The organism is Rubripirellula tenax (assembly GCF_007860125.1).
Lineage (GTDB): Bacteria > Planctomycetota > Planctomycetia > Pirellulales > Pirellulaceae > Rubripirellula > Rubripirellula tenax.
The window spans coordinates 443019-463147 of record NZ_SJPW01000002.1 but is presented as its reverse complement, the minus strand read 5'-3'; the positions used below and the strand labels follow the sequence as shown (position 1 = coordinate 463147).

General features: G+C 57.5%; 14 protein-coding genes. 6 read left to right on the top strand and 8 right to left on the bottom strand.

What is annotated here, in order from left to right:
- Positions 1–39: 39 nt before the first annotated feature.
- The 4 genes from Poly51_RS07470 to Poly51_RS07455 form a co-directional block, all read right to left on the bottom strand.
- Positions 40–2049 carry a putative bifunctional diguanylate cyclase/phosphodiesterase gene (locus tag Poly51_RS07470; RefSeq protein ID WP_146455913.1) on the bottom strand — a complete coding sequence of 670 codons (2010 nt, stop codon included), beginning with the start codon at positions 2047–2049 and terminating at the stop codon, positions 40–42.
- Complete coding sequence (locus Poly51_RS07465) at positions 2046–3983, bottom strand: ATP-binding protein (protein ID WP_186775408.1); 1938 nt, start codon at positions 3981–3983, stop codon at positions 2046–2048. The genes Poly51_RS07470 and Poly51_RS07465 overlap by 4 nt, the downstream gene beginning before the upstream one ends.
- Positions 3984–4189: 206 nt before the next feature.
- Positions 4190–6412 (bottom strand): serine/threonine-protein kinase, encoded by a 2223-nt coding sequence (locus Poly51_RS07460; RefSeq protein ID WP_146455909.1) that lies wholly within the window; start codon positions 6410–6412, stop codon positions 4190–4192.
- A 93-nt stretch (positions 6413–6505) separates the two neighbouring features.
- Entirely contained in the window at positions 6506–7135 is a 630-nt protein-coding gene (locus tag Poly51_RS07455) for a sigma-70 family RNA polymerase sigma factor (RefSeq protein ID WP_146455907.1), read from the bottom strand.
- 303 nt (positions 7136–7438) lie between these two features.
- On the opposite strand from Poly51_RS07455, the gene Poly51_RS07450 reads away from it, so the two are divergent.
- On the top strand, positions 7439–8218 hold the full coding sequence (locus tag Poly51_RS07450; RefSeq protein WP_146455906.1) for a TlpA family protein disulfide reductase: 780 nt from the start codon (positions 7439–7441) through the stop codon (positions 8216–8218).
- A gap of 23 nt (positions 8219–8241) precedes the next feature.
- On the opposite strand, the gene Poly51_RS07445 is transcribed toward Poly51_RS07450, so the two are convergent.
- Together Poly51_RS07445 and Poly51_RS07440 are read right to left on the bottom strand one after the other, a co-directional pair.
- Positions 8242–9426 carry a glycosyltransferase gene (locus Poly51_RS07445; RefSeq protein WP_246114329.1) on the bottom strand — a complete coding sequence of 395 codons (1185 nt, stop codon included), beginning with the start codon at positions 9424–9426 and terminating at the stop codon, positions 8242–8244.
- Positions 9427–9432: 6 nt separating this feature from the next.
- Positions 9433–10623, bottom strand: a complete 1191-nt coding sequence (locus Poly51_RS07440; protein ID WP_146455904.1) for an endonuclease/exonuclease/phosphatase family protein — start codon at positions 10621–10623, stop codon at positions 9433–9435.
- Between the two features lie 78 nt (positions 10624–10701).
- Here Poly51_RS07440 and treZ point away from each other — a divergent pair, with 78 nt between their 5' ends.
- A complete protein-coding gene (gene treZ / locus Poly51_RS07435) occupies positions 10702–12513 on the top strand; it encodes a malto-oligosyltrehalose trehalohydrolase (protein WP_146455902.1) in 1812 nt (603 codons plus the stop codon).
- A 25-nt stretch (positions 12514–12538) separates the two neighbouring features.
- Here the strand turns inward: treZ and Poly51_RS07430 are convergent, their stop codons facing one another.
- The gene (locus Poly51_RS07430) at positions 12539–13651 is read right to left on the bottom strand and encodes a fatty acid desaturase family protein (protein ID WP_146455900.1); all 1113 of its coding nucleotides are present in this window, start codon (positions 13649–13651) and stop codon (positions 12539–12541) included.
- 131 nt (positions 13652–13782) lie between these two features.
- Between Poly51_RS07430 and Poly51_RS07425 the strand changes: the two genes are divergently transcribed.
- From Poly51_RS07425 to Poly51_RS07410, 4 genes are all read left to right on the top strand, one after another.
- Positions 13783–15018, top strand: a complete 1236-nt coding sequence (locus tag Poly51_RS07425; protein ID WP_146455898.1) for a BaiN/RdsA family NAD(P)/FAD-dependent oxidoreductase — start codon at positions 13783–13785, stop codon at positions 15016–15018.
- A 23-nt stretch (positions 15019–15041) separates the two neighbouring features.
- Entirely contained in the window at positions 15042–16859 is a 1818-nt protein-coding gene (locus tag Poly51_RS07420; protein WP_146455896.1) for an adenylate/guanylate cyclase domain-containing protein, read from the top strand.
- A 97-nt stretch (positions 16860–16956) separates the two neighbouring features.
- Complete coding sequence (locus Poly51_RS07415; protein ID WP_146455894.1) at positions 16957–17574, top strand: hypothetical protein; 618 nt, start codon at positions 16957–16959, stop codon at positions 17572–17574.
- Positions 17575–17698: 124 nt separating this feature from the next.
- Positions 17699–19639, top strand: a complete 1941-nt coding sequence (locus tag Poly51_RS07410) for a hypothetical protein (RefSeq protein WP_146455892.1) — start codon at positions 17699–17701, stop codon at positions 19637–19639.
- A 138-nt stretch (positions 19640–19777) separates the two neighbouring features.
- Here Poly51_RS07410 and Poly51_RS07405 read toward each other — a convergent pair whose 3' ends face one another.
- A complete protein-coding gene (locus Poly51_RS07405; protein ID WP_146455890.1) occupies positions 19778–20113 on the bottom strand; it encodes a hypothetical protein in 336 nt (111 codons plus the stop codon).
- Positions 20114–20129: the final 16 nt, after the last annotated feature.

Sequence of the window (20129 nt, the reverse complement as noted above, 5' to 3'; positions counted from 1 at the left end):
CGTCCATCGCTCGCGTCCGGACGACTCGAACGAAGGTAACTAGACCGACGTCTCGTTGGTCAGCATCAAGTTAGACTGCTGGCTGAACAAAATCGGCATCGCCACTTGTTGTCGCAGTGCTCGAATGCCTTCACTTTGCATCGGGTCGGCGAGTAGTTCGTACAATCGATCGACCGAAAGCGGTTGCGAAAAGTAGTAGCCTTGAACCGCGTCGCAACCCCAGCGCCGTAGCGCCGCCAGTTGCTCCTTCGACTCGACGCCCTCGGCAACGATCCTGGATCCGAGTTGGTGCGCCAATTGAACGATGGCTTGCGTGATGACCGCATGACTGTGGTCGGTGGCAATCGCAGCGGTGAAACTGCGATCGATTTTGACAGCCTCGATCGGGTAGGACTGGAAACAGGTCAGCGACGATTGCCCTTTTCCGAAGTCGTCGATCTGGATCCCGACACCGGTACGATGAAGGCTTAACATCGTTTGAACGGCTTGTTCGCGGTGTCGCGGATCATAGGATTCGTTGACCTCCAGTTTCAATCGCTGCCTTTCAAAACCGGTGCGGTCGATAATTTGATTTAGTCGCTCGACAAAGAACGGGTCACTCAATTGGCGGCGTGACGCATTGACGCCCATGTAGAGATCCTGGTGCGACCCAGCAGGCAGTCGCGAAACGACGTCGTTGAATGCATTCATCGCGTGCTCGATTGCCCATTCCCCGACTTTGCCGATCAAACCGATCTCTTCCGCCATCGGAATAAAGTCGCTTGGCGAAATGTATACGCCTTGCTCGTTCTTCCATCGCATCAGCACTTCGATGCCCATGATCGAGGCATCGCGAAGGTTCACGATGGGTTGATAGTTCAACTCGAAGGATTCAAGTTCGACGGCGCGACGAAGTTGATTTTCAAGTTCCATTCGTTCGACGACATCGGCGTGCATCGATCGGTCGAAGACGGCGATGCGACCCTTGCCCGCATTCTTCGCGCGATACATCGCCGTATCGGCGTTTCTTAGCACGATGTGTGCTTCAGTAGCGTGATGGTTCATATACGCGATGCCGACACTTGTGCCGACCGTTACCAAACGACCACACAATGGAAACGGCTCGGAGATCTTTTCGACGATACGGTTGGCGACGGTAATCGCGTCCCTTTCATCGGCCAAGTTCTCCAACAGCACAACGAACTCGTCGCCACCCAGACGCACGGTCTCCTTGTCGGAATAGCGTCCCGACGTGTCCGAGTCGCGGACGCATTCTTTCAAGCGGGCGGCGACTAGGTTTAACAAATCGTCTCCGGCATTGTGACCCAGGCTGTCGTTGACGATCTTGAAGTTGTCCAGATCCAAGAACAGCACGGCGTTCTCGCACTGTATGCCTGAGCGATTCTCTTGGATGATTCTTTCCAACTTGTCCAACAGATACGGACGGTTGGGCAACTGTGTCAACGCATCGCGAAGCGCCATTTCCCGCATCTCTGCTTCAGCACCACGGCGCAGGACGACTTCGTGTTCCAATTTTTTCAGCTCGAACCGTCGCTCGTTTTCGAGTCGGCTTTTCTCGCTCAGCGCCAGCGCCAGTTGTCTCGCCTCATCCGACTCAAACGGCTTTCTCAAAAGCAACAGACGGTCGTTTCGCCCGAGTCGATCGAGCACGTGTTCCCATGCGTGGTCGCTATAGGCGGTGCAAACGACAACCTGAAGCGTTGCGTCGATCTGCCAAAGCGCCTCGATCGTTTCCAGGCCGTCCATACCCGATGGCATTCGCATGTCGACGAAGGCGACACTGAATCGATCGTCTTCAGCGATCGATTCGCGAACCAGGACGACAGCTTGTTCGCCGCCGTGCGCATGCGAAAGTTCGTAAACGTCGTCTTGAGTCTGTTTCTGAGCGACACCGATCGCGTCCACGTCGCTCGATTTAAGAAACTTGGACTCGAAGTCGGTCAGCGCATCGTCAACGCAATCCTTTGCGACAAAGATACGCCGAAACGTGTCATGAATGGGCTGCTGATCGTCGACGATCAGCAGGCGGCGGTAGAGGGGCGGGTTCATGCCAGTGTCTCTTCGTTCTCGATGATCGATTCGTCGGCGTGGGCTGCCGAGGACGTGCGTTGCTTTGATTTTTCTAATCGGATGGCGAACGTGGACCCGTGGCCGATTCCGTCGCTGTGCGCCTGGATGGATCCGCCAAGTTTTCGGATCGTGTTGGCACAAAAGTGTAGTCCCAATCCGGTTCCCCCTTCTCGCAATGTGAAGTGGGCATCGAAGACTCGGGAAAGCGTTTCCGCTGACATGCCACATCCAGAATCGCGGATCTCGATGCGAACTTCATTGCCGTGGTCGAGCAGACATACATTCAGCGTTCGTTGATCCTGCGGCGAAAGCGTCATCGCTTGCGCCGCGTTGCTGATGATGTTGATGATGGTTTGAAGCAAAAGCGATCGATCGCCATAGGCAAACACCTTGCCGTGGTCATCCATACGAACCGCGACGGACTCTTCGGTCAGCTTTGCACTGCAACAGCCGATCGCATCGTCCAGAATGGATCCGACGTCAACCATTCCGTATTCGATCTGTTGATCGGCATGTCGTTGTTGATCACGGATGATATCGTGAATGTGTTTGACGTTGTCGTTGAGGGTCGCCAACGTTTCGGACAAAGAGTCTTGATCGGATCGCCATTTGTTCGCCAAACTGTCGAGGTACAAGGGCGTTGCTTGGATCAGCTCGGGAGACCCGCCCGGTTCCTGCAACCGACGTGCGAGTTGTCGCAGCGGTTCCACCCGCAACGAACCGACTCGATCTGACGCGGTGTCGATCAGGCTGTTGACATTGGTCAACACGTTTCCGACGTTGTGAATCACCGTCGCGGCGACTTCGCTTCGCCCGGACGCTTGCGATGCTTCGGAGAGTTGCTTTTGCGTCTCGCCGAGTCGATGGATCATTTGGTCGAATGCCCGCGAAAGATCGCCGATCTCGTCATCGCATTCGAGCAAGAGCGGCGATACGGTCATGCCGTCGACGCCGACCGCGTTGAAATGATCACGGACGCGATTGAGCGGGAAGACGACGATCCACTGCAACGTAAGCAACAGCGACAAAATGGCCAAAACGCTGCCCAGAATGAACAGATTGCGAGCCATCGAGAAGGTGTGATCAGCTCGCGAAACAATTTGACGAGGAATGCGTATGAACACGTTTGCCAAACTGGTCGCCGACCGTTCGTCAACCGACGATGATGCAGTGTGATCGGTCGCTGGGGTGCTAACGAGAGGAAACTCGACCACCAACACTTTGGCGGCTTCCCACATCACCATCGATTCAGATTGTCGCGGCGGCTGCAACACGAAATCGACTTGCGTTTGCTCACACAACTTGTCGAAAAACTGCGGTGTCAATTCACGCCCCACCACCAAAGTTTGGTGGGTAGGGTCCGATGAAGGTTCGGCCGAATTCGGAATCGGCGATGCTGAACACATCACCAGCGCCCCATTGTCGATTCGAGCGAGTCCTTGAAAGGGCTTGCGTGGCGATTCGCTTGCCGAGGAACTCGCCCGTCGCGCCGCCTCAATCAACTCGACAACGTCGTCATCCCGTTCATGATTCGATCCCAATATCCACGTTGTGTCACCATGGTCTTCGACCGTACAAATCCATTGCAATTCATGCTCGTGCCATGTCGACGAGTGATCGCCCGACAAGTTGGATGCCCAGTTCGCGGCAAGTTCGCCGAAGTGGTCCATTTCGTTCTCGATCGCTGTCTGCACACGGAGCGCGTCGCGAGCAGCCGAGGTTCGTTCGAGCGCTGCGAATTCAGGACCGATGACGATGCGTTCGACGAGCTCGTTAACCATGATCACGGCCAGAAACATAGCGGCCAGCGACAACACCAACTTGCTGCGAACCGAACCGCGATTCGCTTGATGGGGTACTCCGCAAACGACGTCGGTGCAGCGATCGATCCCACGACGAAGGCGCGTCGGCACGAAAGCTATAAATTGAAGAAGCGGGTATCGCATCAATTTTGACCGATCTGGGAGCATAGGAGAGGCTCCCAATCCTAGGTTCCCACATGCCTTCGGTCGGTCGCTTGACCACAGATGCTGGACTCCGACGGATCAGATCCGCTTGGCATTGCGGACTGAATCGATTACAGCGATTGCAGCGACGAATACCACCTTTGTGGAACCGCTCAGCGACTGGGCGACTTGGCCTGGGGCGATTCGCGATAGAACCGCCGTGCCGCCGGATGAAATGCCAAACCTTGCCACTCGGCGGCATGCCGACGCGAAATCAGCCCGTAGCAGGGCGCGGGATCTTCATACAACGCATCCAGCATCGCCGTCACGAGCTCACCGGGCGAGTCATCTCTAGCGGCCAAGAACGCGGTGGTTCCGACCGTCGGGATTCCCGTCGCCGGCAATTCGATCCCCGGATGATCCGACGCTTCGATCGACATCGGACGAAGCGTCGGGTGTTGGAGTGCAATCTGTATGCCTTCGGTAACCGGGATCAACCGCCACTTTCGTTCCGCCATCAATCGCGTCACTAACGGACTTCCCTGTCCGATACAGATCATCGCAACATCGATGCCTGCTTCCGATTCTTGGTTCCCGTCACTGGAAAGCGTTTGCCAGTCCACGACTTCACGATGAACCGCATCGTCATCCAGTTGCAACGAATCGAAGATCAGCTCGGCCGTCGTTCGCGAACCGCTACCCTGGGGACCGACGGCAACACGCCGCCCTTCCAAATCGGCCAACGAGGTCACGTTGGATTCACTTCGCACCAACACATAGAGCAATTCGTAAAATAAGGGTGCGACAACACACAAATGATCGCCATCAATGACGGTCGCTTGCATCGGCGCTAAATCAATTTCGTAATCCAGTAGTCGTCTGCGATTGTCGACCGAACCGTTGCTGGAAACGACTTCGGTCAATGTGCCGTGATTTCGCGCGACGCGTGATGCCAACACCGACGAAAGGTCGCTATAGACACCGCCCTCCAAACCACCCGCGATGCGAATAAAACTCGGAATCGCATCTTTCCGCTGATGCCACACAGTCAAGAAACCTGCGGCAACGATCGGCGTCAACAAAAACATCAACAACATCGCGGCCTGAAAACGACGATGTTGATCCGACGAATGGAGCACACGTCGCCCGGTAAGCGCGCCCACAAGGGGCACACCCTCGAACCAGTGCCAAGCCTTCATGGCCACCGAACGAGGACGTGCTTCGATCGGTCTACCTTCTAAGAACGCGTTGAGTTCATCGGCGAGGTGGCTCGCGGATGCATAGCGATTTTCGGGCTGTTTCTCTAAGCACTTGGCGACAATCGTTTGCAGATCGATCGGCGCATCTCGGCGCAGCGTTCGCACAGGAGGCGCGGGATCATGAACGACTTTGACCAATGTCTGCATGACTGTGTCACCGACGATCGGTGGCCGGCCCGTCAGGGCCGCGAAAAGCACCGCACCCAGCGAGTAGATGTCGCTTTGCGGGCTAGCCGAGTCGCTTTTGCCACTGGCCTGCTCCGGCGCCATGTAGTGCGGTGTCCCGACGGCATCGCCACTGCCGGTGATGCTGCTGTCGTTGTCGGTATGCTTGGCCAGACCAAAGTCGGTAACCAAAATTTCATCGTTCTCGTTGATCAACACATTCGCGGGTTTCAAGTCGCGGTGTAGCACACCTTTTTCGTGGGCGTGGTGGATCGCGCGAGCGACGTCGCGGACGTAGCGGGCGGCGTCATGGACCGAAAGGGTCTCGCCGTTGATTTTCTTTTGAAGATCCGTTCCTCGAACAAACTCCATCGAAAAAAAGTGGTGTCCGGCTCGACGGCCGAACTGGTGTACCGACACGATGCCGGGGTGATGCAACCGCGCCGCAGCTTGGGCTTCGGTATAGAAACGTCGAACCTCGTCTTCGCCCGCCAAAATGCCGCTGCGGATCATCTTCACGGCGACCAAGCGGTCGAGTTCCGTTTGTTTAGCAAGATAGACAACGCCCATTCCGCCGCGGCCGATCACATCCAACAGCAAGTAGTCACCCAAATCAAACGGCAACGTCGGCCCTGGATCGCCTTTTGCGCGGTGTGCCATCGGAAGGGTGACCGCCGGATCGTCGCCCGATTCGCCGGGACCGGGCGTATGCAGTGCAACCGTTTCGGCACCCGTTTCGGATACGGCGGGCGTCACACCACCTTGGGTCGGACCGTGCCCGATCGTCATCTGGCCAATCATGTCGGCCGCGTCGATCAGCTCTTTGAGTTGGCCAGAAAGCTGCGGGTACTTGGCCAAAAACGCTTCGCGGGTTTCCAATCCGCCTTCGTCGCAACTTCGCAGGTAGGCCGCAAAGGCTTCATCGAGCGGGTCCACCAAGGGTGGTTCAGTTTTGTCTAGTTCATCCGGCATTCAAATTTCTTCGCGATGAAAGGTGATTCGTGCGAAAGGAAAGGCCGAAAAGATGAACGGACGGGGCGCAAAGGACTGCTTCGTGTCGGCGGCTCAAATCCATGGACAATCCTCTGCCGAAAGTACCGTTCGCAGTTTTTGAAGCCCTCGTTTGAGCAACCCGGCGACGGCGGTATCGGATTTCCCCATCCGTTCGACGATGTCTGAAAGCGGCAACCCTTCCATGTAGCGAAGTCGAATTGCTTCGGCTTGGGTTTCGGGCAACTGGTGAAGCGCTTCGACGAGCGCCAATACGGCTTCGCCGCGAATCGCGACACCACTGGGGCTTGTCGTGCTGCCCGGCAATTGGCCAAGCCAAGCGGCGCCGGAATCTTGGTTGGCCGACGCCGGCGCCATGTTGACTTCACGCCGGACCGATCGTTTCTTCGTCGTGATGTGGCGAGTCACGGCGGTGGCCACATTATTTTTCAGCATGCCACGCAACCACCCGGCAAACTCGGCCGGCGTCTCGCCGCGAAACGAGGGTAAGTCGCGTTTGGCTTCCAAGAACGTCAATTGAACAATGTCGGCCGGATCCACGCGTCGCCGTAACCGTTCGGACAAATACCGATGGGCCAGCATCAATAAATAGCCACGGTACTGTTCCAGGAGTCGCCCCAGGGCTTCATTGTCCCCCTGTTTCGATGCGATGACCAACTGAGTAGTTGACTGGTGGCCGTCCACAGCGTGGCGAATCCGGTTGAAAGGGAGCGATGTCTCGATCGAGGCGTCGACGAAAGACTAGCGATGGGCAATGGCGTCCGATTCAACCAAAAATCTGGGCATTCTGAACTCGGATCACGTTTACAATCTAATCGATCGCCGACCCGCCGTCGCGAATGAAGGTTGCTTCTGGCCCGAAAGGTTTTTTTGGCGTCCTCATTTTCATTTGGGGCCGGTACATTTAGATTCAGGACGTGCCACAGCCCACTTGGGTCGCCGGTACTGGGATGGAAACGCCGTATGCAAAGTTTGAGAGAAAAAGCCATGACCGTTCACCACACGCAACACCCAGTTTTTCGACGCCCACAAGCGACGGCAACTCTGCTTGCAATCCTGGTGACGTCGTGGGTCGGATGTGGCGGTTCCGCCACCCAGTCGGTGCCCGATGCCGTTGCGACAACCAGTTCACCCTTGTCGACCGCAAGTGTTACCGAGGCTGTGGAAGCACCGGGCGAGATCGAATTGCCGCCTGACTTGGTTCCTACGTTGTCGACCCAGCCCTCCAAATCAAGCGGCGGATTTGAGATGCCGTCCGACGAGTTGCCCCAGACAGCGAAAAACCAAACGGCTAGGAAACCGCCCATCAACGAATCGGCCAAAGTTCAATTCGCCAGTTGGGACGCCATTCAATCTCAAGTCACGTCGTCAGGAAAAATCACGGTCGTCGATTTGTGGTCGCTTTCTTGCGAACCCTGTTTGAAGGAATTTCCCGAGCTGGTCCGGCTGCACCAATCCAAAGGCACGTCGATCCAGTGCATCTCTGTCAACTTGGATTTCGATGGTCGCAAGAGTCGGCCACCAGAGCATTATGAAACGAAAGTCGCCTCGTTTTTGGATTCCGTCAAAGCCGAAGGATTTCGCAGCTACATCTGCACCACGGCCAGCGACGACGTCTACGCCACCGCGAACATCGACTCGATTCCAACGGTCATGGTTTTCGATGCTGCCGGCAAACCGGTGAAAGTATTCGTCGACGCCGGCGAAACGATTGGCTTCACGTACAAGAAAGACGTCTTACCGCTGCTCGAAACGTTAACGCAGTAAGCGGCCGAACGCGTGTCCGGATTCTAGGGTTCGACCGCGGCGCCGAACAACTGTTCGACGCGGCCAGTTGCTTTGTGAACGTCATGATGTGTTTGAATCATCTGCAACGCAGCGTCGGTGCGATCGGCAGCACTGGCCCGGTCGACTAGGAAGTTTTCGATCGCCACCGCAAGTGAGTGTGGCGATCGGGGTTCCGCCCAAAGAATCGTCGGTTCATCGTGTTCCAATTCGACCGTTCCGCCGGCGCGTGTGGCAATGACGGGTGTCCCCAACGCCATCGCCTCGAGCACCACGTTGGGCATGCCTTCGAAATGAGACGGCAACACCAATGCATCGGCCGTTGAGATCCAACCGGCTGGCTGACCTTGGCGGCCCAGGAACTCGATCACGTTTCGGCGTGGCGCGGCGCCCCAGGCCGATTCCAATTCACCGCGAAGTGGCCCATCGCCGATCAATCGCAATCGGATTTTTGGTAAGTCTTTGCTACGGTCCTCCAATTCGATCATCGCATCGATCAGATCGCCGTGCCCCTTTTCGGTACTCATGCGACCGACGCAAACCAGCGTTGTCTCGTCGTCGGACTTGGCGATGGACGCGGCATTTTCGATCGAACGGGTGAGCGCGTGGACATCGACTGGATTGGGAATCACCTGGATGATCTGCTCTGTCAATCCGTAGTAACGATGCGCCGATTCGGCGGCTTGACGACTGACCGCGACGACACGAAACGATTGACGATACGCCTTTGCCAAACGTCGACGTTTCAGTTCCACAAAACGCGATTCAACCAACGGCAATGCGTGTTCAGGTGGGCTGACGATGGTCGAAACACGAGGTACACCGACCGATCGCGCGGCCGGTCCGGCAATCATCGTCATGTGAAACGTTCGATCATAAATCACGTCGATCGAATTCGATTGCAAGACCGATTCAACGTGGCTGACTTGCCGACGAAGTTCACGTCCAGGGAAATAGATTCCCGATGTTGAAGGTGCGTCGTCAAACGAGTGAACGATCACATCACCGGGGATCTGATCCATCCATTCACCGTCGCGCGTAAGAACATACAGGTGTGGCGTGAATCGCGTGCGATCGAGGTGCCGTAGCAGCAGCAATGTCTGCTGCTCGCTTCCACCGCCTCGCATCGAACTGATCATCAACAGGACGTTGATCCGGCGGGCCGGATTCTGTCGCTGGGATTCACTCACTTGGCTTCACTCATTTTGCAACTCCACGTCGACCCAAACCATCCGGTGGTCACTCGCGTTGAGCAGTTTCCGGTTCGGTGCTTTTTTCGTCGGCCAGAACACACCCGACTGTTGGATCGCGAATCCGCGACTGGGCAATACGTAATCGATTCGCATGTTGCCGCTGCGACCAAAGCTGGCCGTATCCAACCGGGGATCGCCCTTCGCCTTTGCTCCGCCAAGATATCCGCCCCCTGCTTCACGTCCGCCAACGCTTTGCGGTTTCGGATCGGTCAACAACGGATTGGCCAACAACGCCTTGATCGCTTCGGATCGGCTATCGCCATCGGCCGCGTCACTGTTCAAATCGCCGGCGACGAAGAACAATTCACCTTCCGTTAACCCTCCCGAGCGATCTTGATCATCGACCAAGAACGTCGCGGTCGGGTTTTGTGTGTACTCGTTCCAAAATCGAATCTCGTCGTGGTTACGACAGCCGTTGCGATCTTCGGGGCCGTCGAAAACGGGCGGCGTCGGATGGCTGGCCAAAACATGAATCACACGATTACCGATACGGACAGGAACGTCGATGTGGTTCTTGCTAGACAAACGGATCACGTCCCACGTCGCATCGTCGTAGAACGATTCACCAGTGTTCGGATCGGTTGGCCGCAGAGCATCGGGAAGGTCCTTCCATCGCAGTTTTTGAAACGTGCGAACGTTTGCCGACTCGATCGGAAAACGACTGAACACCGCCATGGAATACTGACCCGGATAGATCCCGAATCCCCACGCGTCGCCCGGCCCCGATGACTTGCCATCCCCATCAAGATCGCGTGTCGAGTCGATGCCGGTGTTGCTGGGTGCGGAGTAGACATAGGGATACTCGATCGGTTCCAGACCAGCTTGACCGACGGCAAAGTACGCTTCGGCAAGCCGTTTGGCCGTTGCAGCATCGGCGTCATAGTCGATCTCGTTGATCACCAGAATGTCGGGCCGAATGGTTTGAACGATCGTCGCCACGCGAGTCGCTTGCAGATCCTTTCCATCGGCCAGTCGCTCGAAAATCTGGCCGGCTTTCTTACCGTAAAGTGACGCGTTGAACGTCGCCAAACGAAGAGACTTCGGCGTCGCATCGTCGGCTCCGGCGGAGGAAGTGAACATGATGACGGCAATGAAGGCGGCGACGGTAGCAAAGTGGCGGTGGTGGATGATCATGACAAACGTGCAGTCTGGGAACGAACGGGCGGGCGGGTTACTTTAACGTCTTTCTTTCGGCAATGGATCGACGCGACCATGAACGTCCCTGCAACCTCAACTCCTGATCAAATTCCAACGATCCAGTTGCATCGCATCTTGGGTGCTCGCCCCGTCGACGATTCACAAACCTCGTTTTGTGTCTGGTCACCCGATCACGACTGCGTCGAAGTTCACCTCGCTGATTCTGGCCGCGTGGTCGGATTGGATCGCGTCGAAGGTGGCTACCACGTCGCGCGGATCGATGGAGTCCTGGCCGGCGATCGGTACTTTTATCGATTCGACGGCGGCCCCGATCGTCCCGATCCGGCTTCGCGTTACCAAGCCGAAGGCGTTCACGGACCAAGCCAAGTGGTCGACGATTCGTTCCCCTGGACCGATAACGCGTGGCAGCCACCGGCAAATCGCGGCTTGGTCGTTTACGAATGTCACATCGGCACTTGGACAACCGCAGGCACCTTCGTCGCGGCGATCGACCGATTGGACGATTTGGTAGACCTGGGTTTCAATGCAATCGAGTTGATGCCGGTCGCCGATGCGGCCGGGCGATGGAATTGGGGTTACGACGGAGTGTGTTTGTTCGCCCCCAATCGTAACTACGGATCACCCGATGATTTCCGAAGACTCGTCGACGCGGCTCACGCAAAAGGTGTGGCCGTCATCCTTGACGTCGTCTACAACCACTTGGGCCCTGAGGGAAACTACCTGGGCGATGCGGGGCCTTATTTGTCGGCCAAGCACCACACGGTCTGGGGATCGGCCCCAAACTTTGACGACGCCGAACACGGCGTTTCGCTGCGTCGGTTCTTCATGGCCAACGTGATCTATTGGCTCGAAGAATTCCACCTGGACGGCCTGCGTCTGGACGCGATCCATTGCATGATGGATCACAGCGGGCGGCACATCGTCAAAGACATGGCCGACGCCGTCCGCGACTGGTCGGCCGCAAGCGGTCGCCGAGCGATGTTGATCGCCGAATCGAATGTGTATGACGAAGAAATGCTGGTGCCGACGGCCGACGGCGGTTGTGGGTTCGATGCCCAATGGGGCGATGATTTCTTGCACAGTGTCTTTGCCGTCGTTCGACCGGGCGAGAGACTTTGCTGCCGAACCTACGAATCGGGCACGGACTTGGAACAAGTGTTGAAGATGGGCTACGTCTTTGCCGGTACTTTGACCAACCAGCGCGGACGACGCCCGATGGGCGAGCGCATCGATACATCGGGTCTGATCTACAACATTCAAAACCACGACTTCATCGGCAACCATCCGCTTGGGAAACGGTTGCATCAGGTCACTTCGCTGGAAACCCAGTCGGCCGCTGCAGCATTGTTGATGTTATCGCCCGGCATTCCGATGGTTTTCATGGGCGAAGAGTTCGCCTGCGAGCAACCGTTTGCGTTCTTTGTCGATTTTGGCGACGAGTCGCTTCGCAAAGCGGTCGTCGAAGGTCGACGGCGTGAGTATCCGCAACACGATTGGTCCGGCGGCGCATCGCCGATCGACGAAGCGGCTTTCTACCAAGCCAAGATCGGCGAAGCAGCCGACGGCAATCAACCGATGCGACACTGGTATCGATCTTTGATCCGCATCCGTCGCGACTGGCTCGGTCACGGGTTGATCTCAAGCGACGGTGTCCAGATCGAGACCAACTTGGCGGCCGGTTTGTTCGTGATGCGTTATCAACGCGACGAGATGTCGGCAACGGTTGCCGTGCGACTGGTCGAAGGCATCACGGCAACCGATCCCATCGAATTCACTTGCGATGGCAAACTGATCTTGGACTCACGCGGCGAATCGGCCGACGGAATGATCCTGCCCAATCACGCGAAAGTTTTTCTTTCGCTTTGAGCAGGGTTGATCAACGCAGGCAGGTTCACCGTCGATCGGGCGTCTTATTGACGGTTTCGGCAAACGATGGACGTCGTTCGGATTCGCGGGCGCGGTGCCAAAGGGCGACGATCTCGCTGGTCAAACTGGTCGCGATCGTTCGATGGTAGGGAGAGTCCGCTGGCAATCCTTGGACCAACCGCTGGTGGGCCTTGGCGAGATTGTGATACGGCATCCTTGGGAACAAGTGATGCAGTGCGTGATAGCGAGTCCCGATCGGTCCCCACAATTCGCTGATCCAGGGCTTGTGGGGATAGTTGACGGTGTCCAGCAATTGTTCCTCGAATGTCATCTCGCCTTCTTCGTTGGTCCAGCGATGCGCGCCGAGCGTGCGGATCTCGTTCAATACCAACAGCCCGATCCCAACACCGTATGCGACGATCCAAAACGGGTCGAACCAAATGCCGGTACGAAAATAGTGCCTGGACAACAAAACGATGCACCACAAAAAGCAAAAGAACTCTTGGATCACCACCGTCCGCATCAGTTCGGGACCGGCGTCGGTTCGCTCATAACTGGGGTCGACCAACATCGTCGACGCGTGACGATGCACCCATTGTCGGGCGCCGGGAATGACCCAACAAACCGGGCTGATGATCAAAAATCGTGCAATTCCTAAGAACGGGACCAGCAGTGCCTGGACCACGAAACCGACGATCATCCATCGCCCCATATGACTGAGTGCCAGGTACTCGCCGTCATGATCGGTGCCATAATGCTTGCGTCGGTGGTGGTCGACATGCGGGTAGTAAAGGAACGACGGAACCAAAAAGAGAATCCCACACAACGCGTTCCACACGAATCGAAACGCACCAAACCCGCGTTTGGGCAGGTGTACCAACTCGTGAATGAACATCAGTGCGCGCATGTACGCCAACACCGTGATCACATAACACACGGCGGATCCACCCCAAGCCCAGGCGGTATCGGGAAATCGCCGAGGAATGAATAGAATGCCATGGATGGCGATGTGACCGATCAGAATCGACGTTAAAAAATCGGTCCAATAGATCCAGGGTTTCGGCGAATTCAAATCGCCAATCAACCGGCGGGCTTGAGCGAACGAGAACGTCGGCGAATGGGTCGATGCGTCAGACATGATGGCAGCGAGTTTCGGGGCGTCGGGCAGAGAGACTATGTTGCTTGTTGACGTTTCGTCAGGCAAGTCCAACTTTGTCGCTGATGACTTGCACTCGACAAAAATTTAAATTTACACAAAAGCGTTTCTCAATGGACATCGTGGTGATTGGCGCTGGCGCGGCGGGCATGCTGGCGGCGGCGGAGGCTTCCCGTCGCGGCGCCAACGTTACTTTATTAGAAAAGAACACAAAAACGGGTGTCAAGATTTTGATGTCCGGCGGAACCCGCTGCAATTTGACGCACGACACGGATGCTCGTGGTATCTGCGAAGCGTTCGGACACGCCCAACGATTTCTACAACCCAGTGTCGGCGCGTTTCCACCCGTCGATGTTGTGAAAATGTTCGAAGCCGCGGGCGTCGCCACCAAGGTTGAATCGACGGGAAAAATTTTTCCCGAAAGCAATCGAGCCGTCCAAGTGCGTGACGCCTTGCACACAATGGCAGTCGACTCAGGCACCGAAATTCGATTGCGGTCGGGAGTACAGAATGTCCAGCGCAGCGACGATGGTTGGCAAGTGTTCACCGATGAAGGAACGGTTCACGCCGACCGGGTCATCGTGACTGCGGGCGGACGCAGTTGGCCCGGATGCGGCACCACCGGTGACGCGTACCGCTGGCTTGCCGATTTGGGGCACACCATTGTGACGCCGCGGCCGGCGCTGGTGCCGTTGGTCGGCGGCACCGCTTGGATGAATGCCTTGTCGGGGATCACACTAGATGACTGTGTTGCGACCGTTCGACGACGCGAAGCGAAACGCAAACAGGCCGCCATTGCACGACGTTCGTCATGGTTGTTCACTCACTTCGGTTTCTCGGGGCCCGCGGCGATGGATGTCAGCGGCGTGATGACGGCGGCATCGTCGATGAACGAAGTTCGCTTGGAATTGGACTTGGTGCCGGACTTGGACGACGGGCGGGTCGAAGCGACTCTGGGCGATCGCAATGCCGATGGCGGACGACGGCGAGTGTCTGCGGTCCTGGCCCAGTGGATGCCGAACCGTTTGGCCGATGCGATGGTGCAATGCGTCGATGCCGACCGGTCAGTCGCCGAGCTGCCCGCTGCGACAAGGCGACGTTTGGTGGACCAAATCAAACGGTTGCCCGTCCCCGTGTCGGGAACTCGCGGATTCGACAAAGCGGAAGTGACCGCCGGTGGCGTGTCGCTAAAAGAAGTCGACCCGCGAACAATGGAAAGTCGCCTGTGCCCCGGTTTGTTCATCGCCGGCGAAGTCTTGGACGTCGACGGTTGGATCGGCGGCTATAACTTCCAGTCGGCGTTCGCCACCGGTCGAGCCGCCGCAATCGCAGCATCCACGGCCAAATAACCTGCAACCTGTTACCTACTCCCATGCCTGACCTGATTGCCCAAGGACCGAATTTTGATGATCGATGGCGGCGGGAATTGCCGGCACCGACTTCCGGCATCGATATCGTGGTCGGCCGCGCCGATTCGGATTGGAATGTGCCTTGGGACTCGCTGATCTCGCGCAGCCACGTTCGCGTGCGGTCATTGTCCGATGATCGGATCGAAGTCGTGCGAATGAAGAACGCGCGTAATCCCGTTTTTCACCAAGGCCGCCAAGTCGACACCTTCATCGTGGTTGCTGGCGACCATTTCGTGATCGGGAAAACTACATTCACGCTGGTCAATCGTCCCGGCACGTCGGACACATCCAAATCGAAGGCGTCCGTCGGCGGAGGCGAGGTGACCGAACACGCGTTCGATCATCAATCGCTCAGCCGCCGACACTACCGCGACGCGTCCTCGCGAATCGAGATGCTCAGCCGGTTGCCGGACTTGATTTCGGGCAGCCATAGCGACGAGGAACTTCTGGTCCGCGTGACGGGCGTTTTGCTGCAAGCAACGCCTTCGGCCGCGGCCGTTGCCATCGTGCGGGTATCGCCAGAGACTCGCGACGATGACGGTCAAGAAGCCGTCGAGATTTTGCATTACGACAGCCGCACGCTGGGTACGAAGGAAACGCCGGTCAGTTCACGACTGGCTTTGGCGGCGACGGCGCGGCGCGAGAGTGTGCTGCATTTGTGGTCGTCACATGGCAGCGATTCACCGGCGTTCACGGCCAGCGATGAGGTCGATTGGGCATTTTGCGTTCCTCTGCGAAGCGAAGCATGTCCCGGTTGGGCGTTGTATGTGACGGGACAACGCGCGACCGAGCCCGGTTTCGATATCGGCCAGTCGATGCAAACTGCACCCGACGAGTTAGAAGACGACGTGAAGTTCGCCGAGTTGGTCGGCACAACCATCGCCAACTTGCGCCAAAGCCGACGGCTGCAACGCCGACAAAGCGAACTGCGGCACTTCTTCGCGCCGGTGGTGATGGAGGCGATGGCGGGTCGCGATCCCGACGAAGTGCTGACGCCGCGCGAAGCAGACTTGTCCGTCATGTTTTGCGACCTAAGGGGGTTTTCGCGAGCCAGCGAGCGCGACTCGGGTGACCTGTTGGATTTGTTGGCTCGCGTCAGCGAAGCACTCGGCGTGATGACACGACACATCTTGGACTCGGGCGGTGTCATCGGCGACTTTCACGGCGATGCGGCGATGGGCTTTTGGGGCTGGCCGCTGAAACAAGAAAACAGCGTGACGCTGGCCGCGCGGGCGGCGCTGCGAATTCGTTCCGATTATCGGCGTGATACCGATGCGGGCGGATTTCGATGCGGCATCGGCATCGCAACAGGTCGCGCCGTCGCCGGTCGAATCGGTACCGTCGACCAAGTCAAAGTCACAGCGTTCGGGCCGGTCGTGAATCTGTCGGCGCGACTAGAAGGCATCACCAAATCGCTGGGCGCGGAAATCATCGTTGACGCGGCAACGGCTGGGGCGATTCGATCGTCCGCGGACGATCGTTTTCGCGTTCGGCGATTGGCCAAGGTACGCCCAGCGGGATTTCTTAACGCGGTCGAAGTCAGTGAGTTGTTGGAACCCGATGACGGGACCCAGCCCACACTTTCGGATGAACAGATTGCGATTTACGAATCGAGCCTGGATGATCTGATCGCCGGCCGTTGGGACCAAGCCTACGAAAAACTCCACTCGATGCCCGCGTGGGATCGACCCAAAGATGCGTTGCTGTCGACGATCCTGCGGCACAACCGCGTTCCACCGGAAGGTTGGGACGGTATCATCGATATGCCCAAACTCGGATGACCGACCCCATCGACACGATTGACCACCTGTGAACTCGTCTCCTTCTTCGCCACAAATACCGCCCGATTCGAACGCGGACCCCCGATCGCGGTTGAAAATGTCGCGATGGGTTTGGATCTCGATCGGCATTGTCGCCCTGTTTGGCATCCGGTCTTACCTGCTGGATCGACGCGAAGCGGGAGTGCTGAACTATCGCGGGCAAGGAGAATGGATTCCGATCCGCGATCGAGATCGGGTGCAAGAATTCGCTGACTTGGGAATTCGTATCACGCTGCCCGACGGATGGTCGATGCTGGCACGAACCGTCGACGAACGCGATCTTCGACCCACGTTTGTGAACGAGGCGAGCGGCTGTTTGCTGCAGTTGTTCCCATCGGAGGGATCCTCCGTGGATCCGAAGGGGCTCGACGAAGCATCCACAAACTCTCGCAACGACGCACCCGCTGATTCCCGCGACGACGCACCGCCGTCCATTCAAACACCAAACGCCAATATTCGGTGGGTCCGCGTCTCGAAAACGGTCAATGTCGAAGTCCCTGATGGCGGCGGCGGCAAGTTTCCGCTGGCATGGAACCTGACCGATCCTCGGCAAGTCGGTCGGTGGTCCATGGGCGACGTAGAAATCGGCTTGGTCGCGGTCGCTCATCACAATGACCCGCAAGCCGTGACCGCCATCGAGCAGTTCTGTGCGGGAATCGAGCCCCTGGGGGGTTAGACGGACCGTCGAAATTCCGGCCGACCTACTCTCCGACAAAGAAATCAAGGCTAGAATGGTGCAATCTTGCCCAGGGCCTGCCACCCCCACTCCTTAACTCGCTTACGCATTTTGTTGGATCTCCATGTATCGCGTCGGACCGCTTTTGCATCGTTTTTTGTTGACCGGGGCCATGATGGGGTCCGTGTTGACATCGCTATCCCTTCCCTCGGTTGCCCTGGCCCAGTGGTCGGCCAGTGACCGCGAGCGGCTGGCATCGCAAATCGATTCGGCTTCCAAGCATCTGGATTCCAGCCGTTTTCCGAGCTTCGACGAGTCCCGCGGAACGGCCCTGAACAGCCTTAATGCCGCGGAATCATTCTTCACCCGGCAAACCGATGCGTCCAATGCGGCGGCATGGTTGGACTACCTCGACCTCGGTCCCTTGCGTGATGCCATCACGGCGGACGAATCGGAAACGGACGTTGCTCGACGAGCCATCGATCTGCGTTACCGCTTGGTCGGGACGTCGCCTGGTCTGGAACTGTCTCGGCTAACAACACTGCGCCGCGACCTCGAACGCCTGATTGAAGCCGTCCGCCTTCGCGATCCCCAACGCGCGGAAACCTTGGTGGCCCGCCAAATGGAAGCCTTGGCGGAAAAGATTCGCGAGATGGGCGACCACCCTTCCGCCGAAGACGTCTCGTCGCTCAACGCAGTCGTCGGCTTGTTGATCGCATCAGAGCAAGCCGGTGATTTTGTCGCCGCGTTGGGCAACCAGTTCAATCGACCCAACTTGGCCGTCCTGGTCAGCGAGTCGATGGTCCAGTCGGCCATCAACCGAGGCGTCAATCAGTCTCGCCCCGTTCGCGATTGCATCCTTGGAACACGCATCGTCGGCAGTGCATCGCTCAACGGCATGATCACTGCTGATGTGCTTCCGTCGATCGGCGACGTGCGGGTGCAAGTTGCCTTGGCGGGCTGCGTCACCAACAAAAACACCGGCTACAACGGCCCGGTCGTCCTGCGCACCTCGGGCGTCGGCAGCGTGAACGTATCGCGAATGCTGCACATCAGCGAAGCTGGCATTCGCGCCGACAATGCGTTTGTCCAAGCGTCGTTAAGCACCAACATTGATGCGATCGAGCACCGCATGCGATTGGTCCGCCGAATCGCGAGCAAGAAGGCCGCCGAGCAAAAACCGAAAGCGGATCGAATCGCCGTCGAGAAACTGCGAACTCAAGTCGGCAGCCAGTTCGTCGAGCAAACCGATACCGCCACTGCGGTCGCGCCACCGGACGTGTTGGCAAATGTGCGACCCGTTCTGACGCGAATGTCGTTAGACGAACCCGCACGCCTTTGGGGTTCGACCGACCAAATGATCTTCATCGACGCGACGCTGCGTCGAACCGACCAATTGGCATCCGTCACCACGCGGCCGCTAATCACCCAAGCGTTCGACGCAGCCGTGCAAATTCACGAGTCCGCGATTGACAACGCGATGACACCGCTGCTTGCCGGGCGAACGCTTCGCGAAGGCGACTTCGAGGAAATCATTGCCGACGCAGGTCTGCCTGTCCAAGCATCTAAGACGGCCGACACGGGTCGATCGGTGCTGGAATCGTCGACGGATGACGACAGCGGCGAAGAAGACGACGAAACACCGTTCGAGATCGACTTTGCAAGACTGCGACCGATCATCTTCGAAGCTCGCGATCAAACCATCCGAGTCGGCGTGCGGGGAACCCGATTTGCGACGGGTACTCGCGAATTGAAACAAGCGATGGAAATCACGGCGGTCTACGAACCAGCGCGAACCCAAGACGGTCGCATGTTGCTGCTAAGAAAGGACACGGTCGACGTGTCGTTCCCGGGCCCCAGCAAGCGGCTGACAATGTCGCAAGCCGGGCTGAAACGAACGATCCAAAAGAAGTTCGCGGAAGTCTTCCCCGAAGTACTGTTGGATCAATCGTTCACCGTTCCGATGACGTCAAAACTTGAATCGTTACGCGGCCGAGTGTTCCGACCGGAATCCGTCGACGCCCAAAACGGCTGGCTGTCGGTCGGCGTCGCCGCAGTAAACTGAGCTGCGAAGAACGGAGTCCTATCGCAGTCGTTCGGGCAAGCCGTACCGGCCCCGGAGACACCAAATCATACTGGCTGCTCCACGACATCCCCGCGGACTTCACGAACCTTCCGCCGAACGCAATGGGTATCGGGAAGTTCAGTCACAACGACAAGGGGCACCCAGGATATGATCCGATGCGATCAAACGGCCGGGTGCGAAACAGTACCACATCACCGTTTTCGCCTTGTCCGAGAAATCAATCTTTGCATCGTAGAAAGTGACGCGAGAGGAATTGCTGGACGGCATTCCGTCACCTAGCCAGTCACCAGCGTGACAAACAACATTCTGTTTAATTCGATCTCCTGAAACGATACTTTTGGGCGTGGGTCGGGTTGGATACTGGACGGCTTGGTCTTCATCGCCGTGTTCAAATGGCTTCTCGTCCTGCCGTGATCTTACGTCTGTCCCAGTCGCGTTCCGTCGTGCGTTCACTCGTCCTTCGTTGTAT